The sequence below is a fragment of the Streptomyces sp. NPDC057280 genome, assembly GCF_042668605.1.
Classification (GTDB): domain Bacteria; phylum Actinomycetota; class Actinomycetes; order Streptomycetales; family Streptomycetaceae; genus Streptomyces.
The window spans coordinates 408,732-425,881 of sequence record NZ_JBHUYR010000007.1 but is presented as its reverse complement, the minus strand read 5'-3'; the positions used below and the strand labels follow the sequence as shown (position 1 = coordinate 425,881).

Here is a 17,150-nt window from a genome sequence, read left to right as displayed (position 1 = left end):
CTCACGTCAGATTCAGGCCACCGTCCAGCACGATCACCTCGCCGGTGAGGTAGTCGCTCGCGATCAGGGAGGCCACCAGGTCGGCCACGTCGGCGGGCCGGGCGGGGCGGTGCATCGGGGCGCGTTCGCGCCAGAGTTGGTGGGCCTCGGCCCAGTCCCTCGTCATCGGGGTGTCCACGAGACCGGGCGCCACCGCGTTGACCCGGACGTCCGGGCCGAGCGCGGCGGCGAGGAGGCGGGTGACGTGGTTCAGGGCGGCCTTGCCGGCCGCGTACGGGACGGACGAGCCCTTGGGGCGCACCCCGGCGTGGCTGGTGATGTTCACCACGCTGCCGCCGCCGGGCGCCTCGCGGAGCGCCGGGAGCGCCTCCGTGCACAGCACCCAGGGCGCGATCAGGTTGACCTCCAGCAGCCGGCGCCAGTCCGCCGGGGTCGCGGCGGCCAGGTCCGCGTGCGGGATGGGCCGGCTGATGCCCGCGTTGTTCACCAGGACGTCGAGGCGGCCGAGGCGGTCGAGGGCGGTCCCGACCAGGGCCCGCGTCTCGTCCTCGACCTCCAGGTCCGCCTGTACGTACGTCCCGCCGAGCTCCGCCGCGAGGGCCTCGCCGGCATCCGTGCTGCGCCGCGAGTGCACGACGACCCGCATCCCGTCCCCGGCCAGCCGCCGGGCCACGGCCTCACCGATACCGGACGTGGAGCCGGTGACCAGGGCTACGGGACGGTCCTGTGCTGCTGCTGTTCCCATGCGGGTGGATCCTGCCATCGGCGCCCGGCGGCTCCTGCCGGGGCATGCTCACCTGCCTTCGGCCAGCGTGTGCGCCACCAGGGCGTTCGCGTGGCCGTGGCCCAGGCCGTGCTCCGTCTTGAGCCAGGTGACGAGTTGCATGTGCCGGGTCAGCGGGGAGCTGCGGATCAGCTCCACCCATTCCTCGATCGGGCGGCCGTACTTCTTCTCGATGGACGGGAAGTAGCTGGCGGGGCCCTTCACCGGTTCGGTCATGTGACTCACGTCCTTTCGTGGCGTCGGTGTCGCCCTTCATGACCGTGGCCGGTGGCGGAAGTAATCGGCGCTCGCGGGCCCTAACGGATCTCGACCTTGTTCGTCTCGCTGACCTGATCGGTCTCGGAGATCCGCACGGTCGTCCGCATCGTCCAGGTCCCGGCGATGGGCAGGTTGAAGTCGCTGGTGCCCCAGTAGCCGCCCAGGTCGGTGAGCCGGGCGTCGAGGGGGCCGATGTCCTGGGACGGCAGCGTGAAGGTCAGCCGCAGCTCGGGGACGGTCGCGAAACCGCCGTCGGCGCCGAAGACGATCGCCTGCACCTGGTTCTGGCCGACCTGGCCCGGGTCGAGGGTGATCTGCACGGTGCCGCGCCCGGCGGGGCCCATGTCGAAGGGCACGTTGGTGACCGAGGCGACGGGCAGCCCGCCGGCCGGGGCGGCCGTGCCCGCCTCCTCCGCCGCCCGCCCGGGCAGCGTGCCGGTCAGCACGGTCGTGAGGACCAGCACCACGACACCCACGGTGATCTCGACGGCCACGGACCGCCGCAGCCCCCGCCGGTACCCGTCGTCACCGGGCGGGTTCGCGACGGCTTTCTCCGGCGCGGGCAGCGGGGGCCCGCCCACCGGCTCCGGCACGCGCTCCTGCTCCCGTACGACGCTCTCGGCGCCCACCGTCACCAGCCGTGCCGTCCACTGCCGTGACAGCCCGGCCGCGCCGAGCAGCACGAGCACCGCCGCGAGCTTGAAGAGCAGCAGACGGCCGTACGACGTCCCCGTCAGCGCCGCCCAGGAGCCGAGGCCGCGCCAGGACTGGTAGACGCCGGTCACGACCAGGACGGTCACACAGGCGAAGGCGAGGCGGGAGAAGCGGGCGACCGTGGCGGCCTCGACGACGGAGGCCCGGTACAGGGTGATGACCAGGGCGGTGAGGCCGCCCAGCCAGGCCGCCATCGCGAGGACGTGCAGCACGGAGGAGGTCATCGCCACCGGCACCTGGATACCGGCGGAGGCGTGCTCACCGGCGGCCCAGGTCAGGGCGAGCGCGACGGCGAGGACACCGCCGGCGATCCGGGTGCCCTTGGCGCTCCATGCCTTGCGCACCCAGCGCAGATACAGCGCGGTGAGCGCGAGCAGTCCCAACCGGGCGAGGAGGACGAGGCCGGGGCGGGTCGTCAGCGTCCGGTCGAAGCCGTCGAGGGCCGGGGCCGTGCCCGTCTCGTACGAGGCCCGCAGCAGCAGCTGGGCGACGGTCGCGGCGGCCAGGATCCCCCAGCCCGCCCACAGCAGCCGGGGCAGGGCGGTCGCGTCCGCGGGGCGGCAGACGGCGAGGAAGACGGCCGTGCCGATGAGGAGGGCGGCGGCGAGGTAGGCCAGATAGCGGGCGATGTTGTAGAGCGTGGCCGTGGTCGGGTTCTCGACCGGGCCGGGGTCCGCGACCGCCGAGGTGGCCGAGGGCCTGCCCACGGAGAACGTGAACGCGCCCGACACCGGGTGGCTGTCCGCCGAGACGACCCGCCAGGCCACGGTGTAGGTGCCCTCGCCGAGCCCCTTCGCGGGCAGGGCCACGCGGGCGGTGTCGGAGCGGCCCGGCACATGCTCGGGCTCGCCGGTGCGGACCCGCTGGTTGTCCGGGTCCAGGACGCGGAAGGAGTCGTCGAGCAGGCCGACGGACTCGGTGAAGGTCAGGGTGAGGTGGCGGGGCGCGGACTTGAGGACGGCTCCGTCCTCGGGGTCGCCGGCGCGGAGGGCGGCGTGGGCCGACGCGGGTCCCGCGCCGCCGAAGAGGAGCAGGACCAGCACGGTGCCCAGCAGCACCAGCCCTTGAAATCGCCGCCGTCCTCGGCCACCGTCACGCTCCACGTCCGTACCCCACTCCGTCCCGCCGCTCCGGGAGAGGTACGTACGCGAGCCGCGGAACGCTCACCAGGTCGGGCGCGCCGACACCCCGCCGTCGACGACCAGGTCCTGCCCGGTGATCCAGGAGGCGAGCGGGGAGGCGAGGAAGGCGCAGGCGTCGCCGATGTCCTCGGGGCGGCCCAACCGGCCCAGCGGGGCCGCCTGTTCCCAGCGCCGCACGCCCTCCGGCCAGGCCTCGGCCAGCCCGTCCCGGTCGATCAGGCCCGGGGAGACGGTGTTGACGCGGATGCCGCGCGGCCCGTACTCCAGGGCGGCGGAGCGCGCGTGCATGACGACGGCGGCCTTCGCGGCGGAGTAGTGGGCGTGCCCGGCGGCGGGGGCGTGTGCCTCGATCGAGGCGATGTGCGTGACGGACCCGCCCCCGTGCATCGCCTCGGCCGCCGCCTGCGTGCACGCGAACACGCTCGACAGGTTGGCGTCGACGACCTCCCGCCACTCCTCGGCGGTCATCCCGGGCAGCCCCTGCACCGGCTGCACTCCCGCGTTGTTGACCAGCGCGTCCAACCGCCCGCCACCCCACTCGGCGGCCTCCCGCACCAGCCGCCGGCACTCCCCCTCGTCCCGCAGATCGGCCCGCAGGACGACGGCCCGGGCCCCCGACTCGCGGGCCCGCGCCGCCACTTCCTCCGCCGCCGCCACGGACGTACGGCAGTGCACCGCGACCGCCGCCGCGCCCCGCTCGGCGAACCGCAGCGCGATACCGCGCCCGATCCCGCCGCCCGCGCCGGTGACGAGGGCGACCTGTCCTTCGAGGAGTCTCATGGACGGCACAGTCCCGCGATCCGGTCGGCCTCCGCCGGATAACGCGCCAGCAGCGTGTCCAGGTCGCCGTGCTCGTACCCCTCGTAGGTGAACCCCGGTGCCATCGTGCACCCGAAGAACGTCCAGGCGCCGAGGCTGCGGCCGCCCATCCAGGTGCCGGCGGGGACGGTCAGCTGCACCGCCTGTCCGGCGAGGACGTCCGGGCCGAGAACCGCCGTGCGGGACGTGCCGTCGGGGGCGAGCAGGAGGAGCTCGAGGGGGTCGCCGAGGTAGAAGTGCCAGATCTCGTCGGCGGGCAGGCGGTGCAGGGCCGAGTGGTCGTCCGCGGTGAGGAGGGCGACGATGGCCGTGCCCTCCGGGGTGCCGTCCGCGCGCTCGGGGCCCTCCCAGGTGCGGCGGAACAGGCCTCCTTCGCGCGGGATCGGTTCCAGTCCGTAGTGGGCGACGAGGTCATCCGGGGTCACCCGGGGAACACTACCTCCCGGTGCAGGAACGCCAGTTGGGCGTGCTTCTCGGGCAGGTACACGTCCGGGAGGTCGATCTCCGGCAGCACGACCCGCTCCCCCGCCACGAACCCCATGCGCAGGAAGCGGGCGATCGCCTTGTCGTTGCGCACGTCGGGATCGACCACCACCCGCCGCCGGTCCAGGCCGATCAGGACGTACGAGGCCACGGCGCCCAGCAGCGCCGTGGACCAGCCGGGGCGCGGCCCCGCGGTGGTGTCGGCGGGCGCGAGGAGCAGGTGGACGCCGATGTCGCCGGGCTCGGCGGCGTAGCACTCACTGACCCGGTCGGCCTCGGGCTCGTAGGTCTGGAGCAGGCCGACCGGTTCGCCGTCCTTCTCGATGAGGTAGGCGTGGTGGGTGTCGAGGGTGTCCATGTGGGCGTAGATGCCGGCCACTTGGGCCTCGGTGAGGCCGTTCATGCCCCAGAACACGGCGCGTTCCTCTCGGACCCAGCCGTGCACCAGCCCGGCGTCGGCCTTGGCGTCGAGCGGGCGGATGGCGACGGTGCCGAAGCCGTCGACGTCCTGCGTGTGCACGTACCGGTCAGACATCGATCTCCTTGCTGAGCTGTTCGAAGTCGGTGACGACCGGGACCAGGTCGCCGCCGAGCCACAGGGGCTGTTGATCACGGTGGTGGGGCGAGCCGGGCACCCCGGAGGCGCCGAACGGCACCACCCAGCGGCTGTCCGCACGCCGGGCCAGGTCCCAGACGTACCGGGCGGCGGGTCCGCGCGCGGCCAGGTCGGTGAGGCCGGGGACGGCGGAGGTGCACAGCACGCAGTCGTGGTCGCCGGAGAGGCCGGGGCCGTCGAAGGCGGGATCGGGCACCGCCCGCCAGGGGAACAGCCGGTGGCTCTCCCCCCAGGTCTTCACCGGGCCCGCCGCCGCGACTTCCTCGACGGCCGCACGCACCTCCGCCGGCCGGTCGATGCCGTACAGCTCCTCGGCCCGCAGGAGGTGTTCGAGCGCGTAGCCGATGCGCGGGGTGAGCCCGAGCCAGGGGAGGAGGACCTCCGGGTAGGCGGGTGGGGTGGTGAGCGCGGCGAAGGCGGGGTGCGCGGCGAGGCGTCGTACGAGTGCGGAGCGCACCGCCGCGAACAGTGCGGCGGCCGAACTGTCCGCGTCCATACGGCGGTTCCAGGCAAGGAGGGTCGCCCTGAGCCCGGTGGCCGCCGGGCTCAGGTCCGGCAGAGCCGCCAGGTGGTCCAACAGGGGCCCTGCGGAGCCGAGATGGGTGTCCATGTGGATCGCCGGCATGTCGGCGGCCGTCCACTTCTCCTTCTCCGCGAGCAGCTCGGCGATGCGGTCGGCCCGGTGCGGCGGCGCGAACTCGACGCCGAGCGGTGCGGCCGGGCCGCGCTGGTTGGCCATCACGGCGACGCCGTCGGTGAGACCGGTGCGGGGCATGTCGTGCCAGCCGGTCCACTCGTGCCCGGCCTCCCAGGCGGGCACCACCCGGGTGCGGTTGGCGGCGGACCGTACCGGCACCCGGCCCGCGACCCGGTGCAGCAGCCCGCCCTCGGTGTCGGCGGCCTGCACCACGTTGACCGGCTCGGCCCACTGGTCGAACGCCCGGTCCACGTCGGCGACCCGGCGGGCGCGCAGAAGGGGGAGGAGGGTGCTGAAGCCCAGGTCGCCGGTCACGCGGGGCGGGGTGCGCAGGCTGAGGGCGAGCGGGGTGCCGTCGTCGAGGCCCTCGGGGCCGCCCGCGATCACCGGGCCGCGCGCGGTCTCGATGACCTCGACCTCGACCGGCTCCTCGCCCGCGATCTCGATGGTCTCGGTGTGCCGGGTCGCGCGCCGCCAACTCCCGTCGGGGTCAAGGGCTTCGACGCCCGCCCCGGTGCGGCGCAGCTTCTCGCTGTAGAGGTCCTGGTAGTCGGCCATGGCGTTGGTGATGGCCCAGGCGACCGTGCCGGTGTGGCCGAAGTGGGCGATGCCGGGGACGCCGGGGACGGCGAGTCCGACGACGTCGAACTCCGGGCAGGAGAGGTGGATCTGCTGGTAGACGCCGGGGTCCTCGATGAAGCGGTGCGGGTCGCCGGCGATGACGGCCCGTCCGGTCACGGTCCGCTCGCCGCTGACCAGCCAGCCGTTGCTGCCGGAGGTGCCGGGGCCGTCGGTGGCGAACAGTCCGACGGCCGCCTCGCCGAGGTGCTTCATCGCCTCGGTACGCCAGAGCTTCGCCGGGAAGCCTGCGAAGAGGATGTGGGTGGCGAGCCAGATGCCGAGCGGGGTCCAGGGCTCCCAGCGGCCGGGGGTCCCGAGCGGGAGGTCCGCGCCGGTGAGGCCGTCGTTGACGCCGTCGACGTACGCCCGTACCCAGTCGGCCGTCTCGGGGTCGTTCACGGAGAGGTCGGCGAAGCAGCGTCTCGCGGTGTCGTCGAGCCGGGCGCGGCGGACGAAGCGGTCCCAGGGGAGGGCGTCGACGCCGAGGACGGCGGCCGAGGTGCCGCGGGCGCGGTGCCGTTCGACCTCCAGCTGCCAGGCGCGGTCGCGGGCGGTGACCAGGCCCTGGGCCCGGGCGAGTGCGCGCACGCCGTCCGCCCGCAGATGCGGGATGCCCCAGGCGTCTCGGTAGATCTCGGCGCTCACTCTGCAGCTCTCCCGTGCTTTAGGTTAGGCTCACCTAAGTATTCGTGGTGGAATCGTACGCGAGGGGTGAAGAAGCGATGGGGCAGGGGCACGGCTGGGAGGGCGCGGTCCTCAAACTGCTGCGCGCGAAGGACTTCGTCCTCACGGTGACCGGCGCCGAGGACGTCACCCCGCACTACCGGCGGCTGCACCTGACCGACGGCGGTCTGCTCGCCGCAACCGGCGTGCACCCGACGATGTGGGTCCGGCTGTGGTTCTCCGCCGCCGGCAAGCCGCACCAGCGGGCGTACACCCTCGTCGACCCGGACCCGGCGGCCGGCACCTTCAGCCTGGAGTTCGCCCTGCACGAGGGCGTGGCCAGCGACTGGGCGCGCGCGGCGAAGCCCGGCGACACGATCGAGGCCACGGTCCACGGCACGGCCTTCGAACACCCCGACCCTGCCCCGACCCACGTCTTCGCGATCGGCGACCCGGCCTCACTGCCCGCGATCAACTCCCTCCTGGCGGCCCTGGACTCCTCCCCGGCGACGATCTGGTTCGAGGGCGCCCCCGACGGCCTCCCGTTCCGCACGGACGCGTCCCGCCATGACGTCCGTTCGGGCGACGACCTCATCATCCGGGTGAAGACCGACCTCCCGGACCTCCTCGAGTCCCACCCGGACGCCTACGTCTGGATCGCCTGCGACACCCGCACGACCCGCACCCTCTCCGGGTACGTCCGCAAGGAACTGGGCGTACCGAAGGACCGGATGCACGCGCTGGGCTACTGGCGGGCGGCCTAGGGCCTGTCCTGGCCGCGCATTTTGGCGTGAGCACAACCATTCGCGGGGCTCGTGTGTCGAGAGGGGCGTCCGTCGTGCGAGTCAAGGAGTCCCGTTGCGCAGAGCAGCCGCGGCAGCCGCCGTGCTCACCGCGTCCGTCGCTGTCACGCTCACCCCGCTGACGTCATCGGCCGCAGCCCCCTACAAGGGCGCCAACACCGCGGTCGTCCAGGACGACTTCAACGGTGACGGATACCGGGACCTCGCGGTCGGAGCGCCGTACGCGGCCAACGGCGGCGTGGAGGAGAACGGTTCGGTCGTCGTGCTGTACGGCGGCTCGGGCTCGGGGGTGAACGTCACCCGCCGGGCCGTCATCACCCAGGCGACGCCCGGTGTTCCGGGTGACGCCGAGGCGTGGGACCACTTCGGCTCCGCGGTGACCAGCGCGGACCTCGACCGGGACGGGTACGCGGACCTGATCGTGGGCGCGTCCGACGAGACCGTCGGCACCAAGGACTCGCGGGGCGCGGTGACCGTCGTATGGGGCGGGCCGACCGGCCTGAAGGGCGGGGCGAGTCTGACCGTACCCGCCGGCTACGGGGACGGCAGGACGTACTGCGGCTTCGGAATGTCGCTGGCCACAGCGGACATGAACGGCGACGGCAACCCCGAACTGGCCGTCGGCTCCCGCTGCGAGGCCGCCACCTACACCGGCCCCTTCACCCGCACCGGAAAGGCCGCCGGCACGGTCCGCGACGACTTCTTCGGCGAAACCCGCGGCGTGGTGGCGGGCGACACCGACGGCGACGGCCTGGCCGAGCTGTACTGGCTGCCCGGCCCCTCGGACGACGACCTGCGCGGATCGGTGTACGTCTACAAGGGCGCCCGCGGCCCCAACGCCGTCCCGGCGACGAACCGGCCCACCGAACTCCCCTACGCCGACGGCCACGCCGGCGCCATCGGCGACATCAACGGCGACGGCTACGGCGACCTCGTCACCGGCATCTCCTACGACGACTCCATGTCCGGCGGCCCCGCCGGCTGGGCCCGCCCCGGCGGCGAGATCCAGGTCCTCTACGGCAGCCCCCAGGGCATCACCGCCGACCAGAAGCCGAAGGTCTACCACCAGGACACGGCCGGCGTCCCCGGCGCCGCGGAGAACGGCGACCGGTTCGGCCAGTCGCTCAGCATCGGCGACGTCAACGGCGACCGATACGCCGACGTCCTGGTCGGCGTCCCGAGCGAGGCGGTCGGCTCGCGCAAGCTGGCCGGCACCGCCGTGCTCCTGCGCGGCTCCGCCACCGGCCTGACCACCGCCGACGCGGCCGCATACACCCAGGACACCGCGGGCGTCCCAGGCGCCGTCGAGACCGGCGACCAGTTCGGTGCCGCCGTGCACCTGGCCGACCTCAACAAGGACGGCAAGGCCGAGACGGTCGTCGGGGTGCCGACCGAGAACAGCGACGGCTGTGTCTGGGTGGCCCGCGGCTCCGCGTCGGGTCCCGTCCTGAGCGGTTCGGTCAACGTGAGCGGCAAGAGCGTCGGCATCGGCGTACGGAACGTGAAGGGCTACTTCGGCGCCGCCCTGCCCGGTCCTCACGTGGAGCTCTAGCGCGCCCCGGGGCATGATCGGGGTCATGGACGTCACCCTGCACCTCGCCCAGGACCCCGAGGCCGACGCACTCCTCGGGCGTTCCCCGCTCGCCGCGCTCGTCGGGATGCTGCTGGACCAGCAGGTCCCGATGGAGTGGGCGTTCAAGGGGCCGCGGACGATCGCGGACCGCCTCGGCGGCGACGACCTCGACGCCCACGAGATCGCTGCCCAGGATCCGGAGGCCTTCGCGGCCCTGCTCTCCGAGAAGCCGGCGGTCCACCGCTACCCGGGCTCCATGGCCAAGCGCGTCCAGCAGCTGTGCCAGTACCTCGTCGAGCACTACGACGGGAACGCCGAGCTGATCTGGAAGGGCGTGACGGACGGGCGGGAGCTGCTGCGCCGCCTGGAGGAACTCCCCGGGTTCGGCAAGCAGAAGGCGCAGATCTTCCTGGCACTGCTGGGCAAGCAGCTGGGCGTCACCCCGAAGGGCTGGCGGGAGGCCGCGGGCGCCTACGGCGAGGCGAAGTCCTTCCGGTCCGTCGCCGACATCACGGGCCCCGAGTCGCTGACCAAAGTGCGGGCGCACAAGCAGGAGATGAAGGCGGCGGCCAAGGCGGCGAAGGCCGCCAAGAAGTAACCCGGTCGGCTCAGCCCGCCTCGCAGGGCGGCCGTCCGCGGTCCAAGCATGGACCATGACCGAGGCACCGAGCGGCTCCTCCTGGAGCCCGGAGTACGACGACCGCAAGGTCCACGCCCAGCGGCGGACCGCCGAGCCGGAACCCCCCTTCGAGGGCCCCCTCCACGCGCTGTCCAAGGCTGCCTGGCAGGTGGTCCTGATCACCGGGATCGCCTCGCTGATCCTGGGCGTCCTGGTGCTGGTCTGGCCGGGTTCCACGCTCCTCGCCACCGGCATCCTCTTCGGCGTCTACCTCGTCGTCAGCGGCGTCTTCCAGCTCGTCTCCGCCTTCGGCACCCACAAGACCACCGGCCTGCGCGTCCTCGCCTTCATCAGCGGCGCCCTGTCGATCCTGCTGGGCCTGTTCTGCTTCCGCGGCCCCATGCAGTCGATCCTGCTGCTCGCCCTGTGGATCGGCATCGGCTGGCTGATCCGCGGCATCACCCAGACCCTGGCCGCCGCCTCCGACCCGTCGATGCCCGCCCGCGGCTGGCAGGTCTTCCTCGGGATCCTCACCTTCGTCGCCGGCGTCGTCCTCATCGACTCCCCCTTCGAGTCGGTCGCCGTCCTCACCGTGGTCGGCGGGATCTGGCTGGTCGTCGTGGGTGTCGTCGAGATCGTCACGGCGGTACGGATGCGGGGGCGGGCCGCTCAGGTGCCGCGCGAGGTGTGAGTCACCCGTGCGGGCGGATCTGACGGGCGACGCGATGCACCGCGTACGCCCCGGGGCAGACCAGCAGTCATGAGCAGCAGCAGAACCTGGCTCCGCGCCTTCGTCCTGCTGCTCGCGCTGCTCGTGCCGGCCACACCCGCCGGGGCGCCCGCCGCCGCACCGGTCGCGGTCGGGGAGATCGCCGAGTACGACGTGCTCGACACCGTTCTGCGCCCGGCCGACCGGCGTCCCGTCGCCCCGCTGCGCCCCGCGCCCCGCGTCGAGCCGCCCTCCCCCGTCGTCCCGGAGGGCAGCCCGCTCCCGGCGTCGCCGCACCCCTCGTATCGTCTGCTCGCCCTCCGCACGGTGGTCCTGCGCTGCTGACCGGCCCTCGCGACCGAGGCCCTTTCAGCAACGAACACAAGGAGCACGACCACCATGTCCGTCGACCCGTACGCCGTCCTGCGCGCCCTCCTGCGCGCGGAAGCCGCCCGCAGCGCGCCCAAGCCACCGGTCAGCCGGGAAGAGAAGCCGCCGGTGAAGGAAGGGAAGCGCGGCTGAGCCAGTGGCGGAGGCGGGGCCTACGGGTAACCGGGCCACCGGGATTACCGGGGTTACCGCCTCCGCTTGGCCGTGCCGAAGATCGAGCGGGTGATCTCACGGCCGATCTGGGTGCCGAGGGAGCGGGCCAGGGACTTGAACATGCCGCTGCCGACTACCTGTTCGACGACGGAGGGCTCTTCTTTCGGCGCTTTCGGCGCTTTCGGCGCGGTCTTCCGGGGCGGGGCCGTCTGCATCTCGTCCGGGCCCTTCGCGCCGCGGGACGCGTTCAGCTTCTCGTACGCCGATTCTCTGTCCACAGCCTGTGCGTAACGTCCGTGCAGCGGCGAGGCCTTGACCACCTCGTCCAGGGCGGTGGGCTCGATCGGGCCCATCAGGGACTCGGGGGCGCGCAGCCGGGTCGCGGCGACCGGGGTCGGGGCGCCCTTCTCGCTGAGGACCGTCACCACGGCCTCACCCGTGCCGAGCCCGGTGAGCAGCTCCTCCAGGTCGTACGCGGAGTCGGGGAACGTCTTCACCGTCGCCTTCAGCGCCTTCTGGTCGTCCGGCGTGAAGGCCCGCAGCGCGTGCTGGACGCGATTGCCCAACTGGGCGAGGACATCGGACGGTACGTCCTTCGGGGTCTGCGTCACGAAGAAGACGCCGACCCCTTTCGAGCGAATCAGCCGGACGGTCTGCGTGATGGAGTCGAGGAACGCCTTCGAGGCGTCGTGGAAGAGCAGATGCGCCTCGTCGAAGAAGAAGACGAGCTTCGGCTTGTCCGCGTCCCCGACCTCGGGCAGATCGTGGAAGAGGTCCGCGAGGAGCCACATCAGGAACGTCGAGAACAACGCCGGTTTGTCCTGTACGGCGGGCAGCTCGAGGACGGAGACGATGCCGCGCCCGTCGGACGCCGTGCGCATCAGGTCCGCGGTGTCGAACTCCGGCTCGCCGAAGAAGCCGGCCATGCCCTGCGCCTCGAAGGCGGTGAGGGAGCGCAGGATCACGCCCGCCGTGGCGGTGGACAGGCCGCCGATGTTCTTCAGCTCGGGCTTGCCCACGTCCGAGGTCAGGAAGGTGACGACGGCCCTGAGGTCCTTCAGGTCGACGAGTTCGAGCCCTTTCTGATCGGCATAGTGGAAGATCAGGCCGAGCGACTGCTCCTGGGTCTGGTTGAGCTGGAGCACCTTGGAGAGCAGCAGCGGGCCGAAGTCGGTGATCGTGGCCCGCACGGGGATGCCGTGGCCGATGCCGCCGAGGGCGTAGAACTCGGCCGGGAAGCCGGTCGCCGCCCACTGCTGATGGACGTCCCGCGCGCGTTCCTGGACTTTCTCGTTCGGCTGCCCCGGCGCCGAGATCCCGGACCCGTCCCCCTTGATGTCCGCCAGGAACACCGGCACGCCCTGCGCGGAGAGCTGCTCGGCGATCAGCTGGAGCGTCTTGGTCTTGCCGGTGCCGGTGGCGCCCGCGACGAGTCCGTGCCGGTTCAGCATCGGCAGCGGAATCCTGACCTGCGCGTCCGGCAGACACACCCCGTCCCACAGCAGCGCGCCGAGATCGAGGGCGGGCCCGGCGAAGGCGTACCCGGAGGCGATCTCCAGGGCCTCCTCCGGAAGCGCGGGGGCACTGCCCGGCGCCTCGGGAGCGGTGGCCGGCGGCATGGTTTCGCTGTCACTCATCTCAGGCACCTGTTCCGGTTTGCCCCCGTTCATGGCATCTTTTCCAGCATCACACTCCGTCGCCATGGCTGCGCCCGGAAGGTCTTGACCGGTAGGCTTTCCGTGTGATCTTCAAGCGCATCGGAAACGGCCGGCCGTACCCCGACCACGGCCGGGAAAGCACCCGGCAGTGGGCGGACGTCGCGCCGCGCCCGGTCCGCCTCGATCAGTTGGTGACGACCAAGGGCCAGCTCGACCTGGAAACCCTGCTCGCCGAGGACTCCACGTTCTACGGCGACCTCTTCGCGCACGTCGTGAAGTGGCAGGGCGACCTGTACCTCGAGGACGGCCTGCACCGCGCGGTGCGAGCGGCGCTCCAGCAGCGCCAGGTGCTGCACGCGCGTGTGCTGGAACTGGATTAGGACAGGCCCCGAGTGACGACCCTGTGAAGGGTTGGCCCTTTCGGGTTCTCCTGGCCGGTATCCAATGATCATTTAGTAGGCATCGCCGCCGCGGCGCACTACGCTGCGCCCATGAGCATGCTGACTCCCCCAGGCATGGGCGGCAAGTACCGGATCACGGGGGACAAATACCCACGCATGCGCCGCCCCCGGCGGCGCGGCAGGCTCGTGGTCGCGCTGGTGGCGTCCGTCGCCGCGCTCGGTCTGGTCGGCTGGGGCACGTTGCAGCTCATCGGCATCTTCACGGGCAACGACGAGAAGGCGTCCGCGGCGGGCCCCAAGGCGGACTGCGCGACGAAGGCGTCCCCCTCAGCCTCGGCGACCGCCTCCGCTTATCCGAAGCCGTCCCAGATCACCGTCAACGTCTTCAACGCCACGCCCCGCGCGGGGCTCGCCAAGGAGACGGCCGACGCGCTGAAGAAGCGCGGCTTCAAGATCGGCGACGTGGGCAACGCGACCAAGGAGTTCGACAAGAAGGTCAAGGGCGCCGGAATACTGCTGGGCCGTACGTCGGCCATGAGCACGTCGCTGGAGGTGCTGGGCACGCAGGTGGCGGGGGCCGAGGCACGGGCGGACGGGCGCAAGGGTGCCGACGTGGACCTCGTCATCGGCACGGGGTTCAAGTCGCTGACGAAGAAGGCGGACGCGGACAAGGCGCTGGCCGCGCTGGGGAAGCCGCAGCCTGCGCCTAGTTCTTCGAAGAAGGCGTGTTGAGCGACGCCATTTCGCCGTAGGGGTGCGGTTGTACGGCGACTGCGCCTCGGTTGTGGCTGGTCGCGCAGTTCCCCGCGCCCCTTCAGGGCGTTTTACTCAGCGGCGCCGTAGAGGCGGTCGCCCGCATCCCCCAGGCCCGGCACGATGTAGCCGTGCTCGTTCAGGTGGTCGTCGACCGCCGCCGTCACCACCGTCACCGGCGTCCCCGCCAGCTCGCGCTCCATCAGCTCCACGCCCTCGGGGGCGGCCAGCAGCACCACGGCCGTCACGTCGTCCGCGCCGCGCTTGATGAGCTCGCGGATCGCCGCGACCAGCGTGCCGCCCGTCGCCAGCATCGGGTCGAGGACGTACACCTGGCGCCCGGAGAGGTCCTCCGGCATGCGCGAGGCGTACGTCGACGCCTCCAGCGTCTCCTCGTTGCGGATCATGCCCAGGAAGCCCACCTCGGCGGTCGGCAGCAGCCGGACCATGCCGTCGAGCATGCCGAGGCCGGCGCGCAGGATCGGCACGACCAGGGGGCGCGGGTAGGACAGCTTCACGCCGGTGGTCGCGGCCACCGGCGTGTTGATGTCGACCTGCTCGGTGCGCACGTCGCGCGTGGCCTCGTAGGCGAGGAGGGTGACCAGCTCGTCGGCGAGACGGCGGAAGGTCGCGGAGTCGGTGCGCTGGTCGCGCAGCGTGGTGAGCTTGTGGGCGACCAGGGGGTGGTCGACGACGTGGAGACGCATGTCCACAACAGTAACCGGGCCCGCTGGGCCCGGCGTCCCGGCGATCCCCAAACCCCCAGAGGGCACCATTCACCCGTGCGCTGGCATCAAACCGCCCGTCGGAGGGAAAGTGGGAGGGACGTGACGGGGTGGTGTGCCTATGCCAGTGCCTGTGCCGGAGCAGGAGCCACAACAGGAGACCGACGCCGAGCGCCGCAGGCGGCGCGCCCAGTTCCTGCGCGATCTCGCCGAGGCCCGGGAGCTGCGGGACCGCGTCCAGCCGCGGCGCGCCAAGGCGGCACGGCTGCGCCACGCCATGCGCATGCGCACCTTCCGCTGGTAGGCCTTGAGGCGTTCTTGGACCGCCTGATGCGTGCGCCACGCCGGGAGCCGCGTACGATCCCGCTGGTGGACGATCAAAACGGGCGGACACAGGGAGCCGAAGACGTCCCCTGATCGCTCCGTTTCTGCCACGATTCCGAGTGGGTGGGGCTCGGAGCCAAAGCCTCCCCGCCCGCAGACCTCCGCCGGGGGGACCCCCAACCGGCACGCCTATGACCAGTGGGAGAGTCACGGTGTACTTCGCCGCACTGCTCGCGCGCACCGAAGACGGGTGGGAAGCGAGCGACACAGAGCTCGACGATGTGGAGACCCTGTCGGATCTGGCCGAACTGGCCCGTGAAGCCTCGCCCGAGGACGACACGGTGCTGGTTCTCATCGAGCAGGAGGACGCCTGGTTCGGCGTCGTCCGGATCGACGGCGAGGACGACCCCCGTATCTATGTCTCGGACGCCGCCGCCGCTGCCCGCAGCAGTTACGGCGAGATCCTGCTCACCGATGAACTGCTCGGAAGGGAGCCCGGCGAAGACGAAGCCGACCTGGACGCCCTCGACCTCGACGGCACCGAGGACGGCGAGGACGAGGACGAGGACGACGACAGCGAGGGCGGCGGCTCCGCCGAGGCCGTGCCGCACGGCCCGGTCGGCGACCCCGAGATCCTCGACGACCTGGGTGTCAGCCAGAAGGAACTGAAGGCCCTGTCGGAGGACGCGCTCACCGAGATCGCCGAGGCCCTGGGCGCCTCGGAGGTCCTGGAGACCGTCCGCTGACCGGGAGCGTCCCCGTGGGGTCCCCGGACCCGGTACGCGACCGCTGGCGGGCCGCGATGCGGCTCGCCCTGGACGAGGCGGGCAAGGCGGGTGCGGACGTGCCCGTGGGGGCGGTCGTACTGGCCCCGGACGGCACCACCGTCCTCGGCGCCGGCCACAACGAACGCGAGGCGGTCGGCGACCCGACCGCCCACGCGGAGGTCCTCGCGATCCGCCGGGCGGCGGCGGAGCTCGGCGAGTGGCGGCTGACCGGCTGCACGCTGGTCGTCACCCTCGAACCCTGCACGATGTGCGCGGGCGCCCTCGTGCAGTCCCGGGTGGACCGGGTCGTCTACGGCGCCCGCGACGAGAAGGCCGGCGCGGCCAGCTCCCTCTGGGACGTCGTCCGCGACCGCCGCCTCAACCACCGCCCCGAGGTGATCGAGGGCGTCCTGGCCGAGGAGTGCGCGGCGCTTCTCACCGCGTTCTTCCGCTCCCGCTGAGGGGCCCCGGATACCGATTTCAGAGCACGCCCCACCTTGCTGTAAGGTCTCCCTCGGTAGCGTGTCCGAGCGGCCGAAGGAGCTCGCCTCGAAAGCGAGTGTGGCGCAAGTCACCGAGGGTTCAAATCCCTCCGCTACCGCTTGAGAAGGGCCCCGTCGAAAGACGGGGCCCTTCGTGCATGCGGAGGCAGGAAACCGGGAGGGGAAGGACGGGGGAAGCGGCATTCGGGGGGACAGCCGCTTCCCCCGACGGGGTCCGGACCCGCAAGTACGCGCCGCTTCGGGGGAAGCCATGACGCGCACCCCGCAGTGGGGACCGGCCCGCCCGGAGATTCCTGCCAGATCCGCCGGGCTCCCTTCCATCCTGTGCGCCGGATCGGTTCCGGCGCACAGGCAAAGGGCCTGAGTCCGCGGGCCGTTGGTCCTTAAATAGGACGTGAAGTTACACTCGCCGCCGGCACACCAGTCCCAATGAGCAGCTCAGTCACGGGGGAGGCCGCGATGGCGGTGAATTCGAAGAAGGCCGCCGTCTATCTGCTCGTGGTCTTCGTGCTGTACGTGATCATCACGGACCCGGCCAAGGCCGCCGACTACGTCCAGATAGGGTTCGAGGGCATATCGGACGCCGCCAAGGCGATCGGCGACTTCTTCACCTGGCTCGCCGACGGGGCGCAGTAGCCGTAACGCCGTACCCAGGAGTGCTCATGATCCGCCATCTCGTCCTCTTCAAGCTCAACGACGGTGTCGAGCGCGACGACCCGCGCGTCAAGGAGGGCGTCGAGGCCTTCCGGGCGCTGGAGGGGAAGATCGACGAGATCCGGTTCTGGGAACTGGGGTGGAACCTCAGCGACCGGCCCATCGCCTACGACTTCGCCATCAACTCGGGGTTCGAGGACGTGGATGCGCTGCGGCGCTATGTCGAGCACCCGGAGCACCAGGCGGGGGTGGGGCTCTGGAAGGAGTTCGCCACCTGGGTGATCGCGGACTACGCGTACTGAGCCCCACCTCGTTCGGCCC

The 17,150-nt window shown here is 72.1% G+C and carries 22 protein-coding genes and 1 tRNA gene; 14 read left to right on the top strand and 9 right to left on the bottom strand.

All coding sequences use genetic code 11. The features are described 5' to 3' along the window. Position 1: 1 nt before the first annotated feature. From ACFUO4_RS34335 to ACFUO4_RS34305, 7 genes are all read right to left on the bottom strand, one after another. Positions 2 to 745: an SDR family NAD(P)-dependent oxidoreductase gene (locus ACFUO4_RS34335; protein WP_383492140.1), complete on the bottom strand. Its 744-nt coding sequence runs from the start codon at positions 743 to 745 to the stop codon at positions 2 to 4. Positions 746 to 793: 48 nt separating this feature from the next. Further along, a complete protein-coding gene (locus ACFUO4_RS34330) occupies positions 794 to 1,000 on the bottom strand; it encodes a DUF4287 domain-containing protein (RefSeq protein WP_383492137.1) in 207 nt (68 codons plus the stop codon). Between the two features lie 80 nt (positions 1,001 to 1,080). Then, positions 1,081 to 2,814 (bottom strand): copper resistance CopC/CopD family protein, encoded by a 1,734-nt coding sequence (locus ACFUO4_RS34325; RefSeq protein WP_383492271.1) that lies wholly within the window; start codon positions 2,812 to 2,814, stop codon positions 1,081 to 1,083. A 105-nt stretch (positions 2,815 to 2,919) separates the two neighbouring features. Next, complete coding sequence (locus tag ACFUO4_RS34320; protein WP_383492134.1) at positions 2,920 to 3,678, bottom strand: SDR family NAD(P)-dependent oxidoreductase; 759 nt, start codon at positions 3,676 to 3,678, stop codon at positions 2,920 to 2,922. Next, on the bottom strand, positions 3,675 to 4,142 hold the full coding sequence (locus tag ACFUO4_RS34315) for a cupin domain-containing protein (protein WP_079309047.1): 468 nt from the start codon (positions 4,140 to 4,142) through the stop codon (positions 3,675 to 3,677). Before ACFUO4_RS34315 ends, ACFUO4_RS34320 begins: the two co-directional genes overlap by 4 nt. Further along, a complete protein-coding gene (locus ACFUO4_RS34310) occupies positions 4,139 to 4,735 on the bottom strand; it encodes a GNAT family N-acetyltransferase (RefSeq protein ID WP_079309048.1) in 597 nt (198 codons plus the stop codon). Before ACFUO4_RS34310 ends, ACFUO4_RS34315 begins: the two co-directional genes overlap by 4 nt. Next, positions 4,728 to 6,779 carry a penicillin acylase family protein gene (locus ACFUO4_RS34305; protein ID WP_383492130.1) on the bottom strand — a complete coding sequence of 684 codons (2,052 nt, stop codon included), beginning with the start codon at positions 6,777 to 6,779 and terminating at the stop codon, positions 4,728 to 4,730. Before ACFUO4_RS34305 ends, ACFUO4_RS34310 begins: the two co-directional genes overlap by 8 nt. Before the next feature lie 77 nt (positions 6,780 to 6,856). Between ACFUO4_RS34305 and ACFUO4_RS34300 the strand changes: the two genes are divergently transcribed. The 6 genes from ACFUO4_RS34300 (at position 6,857) to ACFUO4_RS34275 (ending at position 11,023) form a co-directional block, all read left to right on the top strand. Further along, positions 6,857 to 7,561: a siderophore-interacting protein gene (locus ACFUO4_RS34300; protein WP_383492127.1), complete on the top strand. Its 705-nt coding sequence runs from the start codon at positions 6,857 to 6,859 to the stop codon at positions 7,559 to 7,561. A gap of 94 nt (positions 7,562 to 7,655) precedes the next feature. Next, the gene (locus ACFUO4_RS34295; RefSeq protein WP_383492125.1) at positions 7,656 to 9,152 is read left to right on the top strand and encodes a VCBS repeat-containing protein; all 1,497 of its coding nucleotides are present in this window, start codon (positions 7,656 to 7,658) and stop codon (positions 9,150 to 9,152) included. Between the two features lie 25 nt (positions 9,153 to 9,177). After that, entirely contained in the window at positions 9,178 to 9,771 is a 594-nt protein-coding gene (locus tag ACFUO4_RS34290) for an HhH-GPD-type base excision DNA repair protein (RefSeq protein WP_079309103.1), read from the top strand. 55 nt (positions 9,772 to 9,826) lie between these two features. Further along, positions 9,827 to 10,483 carry an HdeD family acid-resistance protein gene (locus ACFUO4_RS34285; RefSeq protein ID WP_383492122.1) on the top strand — a complete coding sequence of 219 codons (657 nt, stop codon included), beginning with the start codon at positions 9,827 to 9,829 and terminating at the stop codon, positions 10,481 to 10,483. A 69-nt stretch (positions 10,484 to 10,552) separates the two neighbouring features. Continuing rightward, positions 10,553 to 10,846 carry a hypothetical protein gene (locus ACFUO4_RS34280; RefSeq protein ID WP_383492120.1) on the top strand — a complete coding sequence of 98 codons (294 nt, stop codon included), beginning with the start codon at positions 10,553 to 10,555 and terminating at the stop codon, positions 10,844 to 10,846. A 54-nt stretch (positions 10,847 to 10,900) separates the two neighbouring features. Beyond that, the gene (locus ACFUO4_RS34275) at positions 10,901 to 11,023 is read left to right on the top strand and encodes a hypothetical protein (protein WP_383492117.1); all 123 of its coding nucleotides are present in this window, start codon (positions 10,901 to 10,903) and stop codon (positions 11,021 to 11,023) included. Between the two features lie 53 nt (positions 11,024 to 11,076). Here the strand turns inward: ACFUO4_RS34275 and ACFUO4_RS34270 are convergent, their stop codons facing one another. Then, positions 11,077 to 12,681, bottom strand: a complete 1,605-nt coding sequence (locus ACFUO4_RS34270; RefSeq protein ID WP_383492114.1) for a helicase HerA-like domain-containing protein — start codon at positions 12,679 to 12,681, stop codon at positions 11,077 to 11,079. A gap of 104 nt (positions 12,682 to 12,785) precedes the next feature. Here ACFUO4_RS34270 and ACFUO4_RS34265 point away from each other — a divergent pair, with 104 nt between their 5' ends. Continuing rightward, the gene (locus ACFUO4_RS34265) at positions 12,786 to 13,082 is read left to right on the top strand and encodes a type II toxin-antitoxin system VapB family antitoxin (protein ID WP_003999914.1); all 297 of its coding nucleotides are present in this window, start codon (positions 12,786 to 12,788) and stop codon (positions 13,080 to 13,082) included. A gap of 111 nt (positions 13,083 to 13,193) precedes the next feature. Beyond that, positions 13,194 to 13,835: a LytR C-terminal domain-containing protein gene (locus tag ACFUO4_RS34260; RefSeq protein WP_079309052.1), complete on the top strand. Its 642-nt coding sequence runs from the start codon at positions 13,194 to 13,196 to the stop codon at positions 13,833 to 13,835. 92 nt (positions 13,836 to 13,927) lie between these two features. Here the strand turns inward: ACFUO4_RS34260 and upp are convergent, their stop codons facing one another. After that, on the bottom strand, positions 13,928 to 14,563 hold the full coding sequence (gene upp / locus ACFUO4_RS34255) for a uracil phosphoribosyltransferase (protein WP_079309105.1): 636 nt from the start codon (positions 14,561 to 14,563) through the stop codon (positions 13,928 to 13,930). 139 nt (positions 14,564 to 14,702) lie between these two features. On the opposite strand from upp, the gene ACFUO4_RS34250 reads away from it, so the two are divergent. The 6 genes from ACFUO4_RS34250 (at position 14,703) to ACFUO4_RS34225 (ending at position 17,131) form a co-directional block, all read left to right on the top strand. After that, the gene (locus tag ACFUO4_RS34250) at positions 14,703 to 14,885 is read left to right on the top strand and encodes a hypothetical protein (RefSeq protein WP_079309053.1); all 183 of its coding nucleotides are present in this window, start codon (positions 14,703 to 14,705) and stop codon (positions 14,883 to 14,885) included. Between the two features lie 232 nt (positions 14,886 to 15,117). Then, positions 15,118 to 15,651, top strand: a complete 534-nt coding sequence (locus ACFUO4_RS34245; RefSeq protein WP_079309054.1) for a hypothetical protein — start codon at positions 15,118 to 15,120, stop codon at positions 15,649 to 15,651. A 56-nt stretch (positions 15,652 to 15,707) separates the two neighbouring features. Next, positions 15,708 to 16,133 (top strand): tRNA adenosine(34) deaminase TadA, encoded by a 426-nt coding sequence (gene tadA / locus ACFUO4_RS34240; RefSeq protein ID WP_383492268.1) that lies wholly within the window; start codon positions 15,708 to 15,710, stop codon positions 16,131 to 16,133. A gap of 55 nt (positions 16,134 to 16,188) precedes the next feature. Beyond that, positions 16,189 to 16,273, top strand: a tRNA-Ser gene (locus ACFUO4_RS34235). A 331-nt stretch (positions 16,274 to 16,604) separates the two neighbouring features. After that, positions 16,605 to 16,811, top strand: a complete 207-nt coding sequence (locus tag ACFUO4_RS34230; protein WP_383492287.1) for a hypothetical protein — start codon at positions 16,605 to 16,607, stop codon at positions 16,809 to 16,811. 26 nt (positions 16,812 to 16,837) lie between these two features. Further along, positions 16,838 to 17,131: a Dabb family protein gene (locus ACFUO4_RS34225; protein WP_383492109.1), complete on the top strand. Its 294-nt coding sequence runs from the start codon at positions 16,838 to 16,840 to the stop codon at positions 17,129 to 17,131. The last annotated feature ends 19 nt before the right edge of the window (positions 17,132 to 17,150 follow it).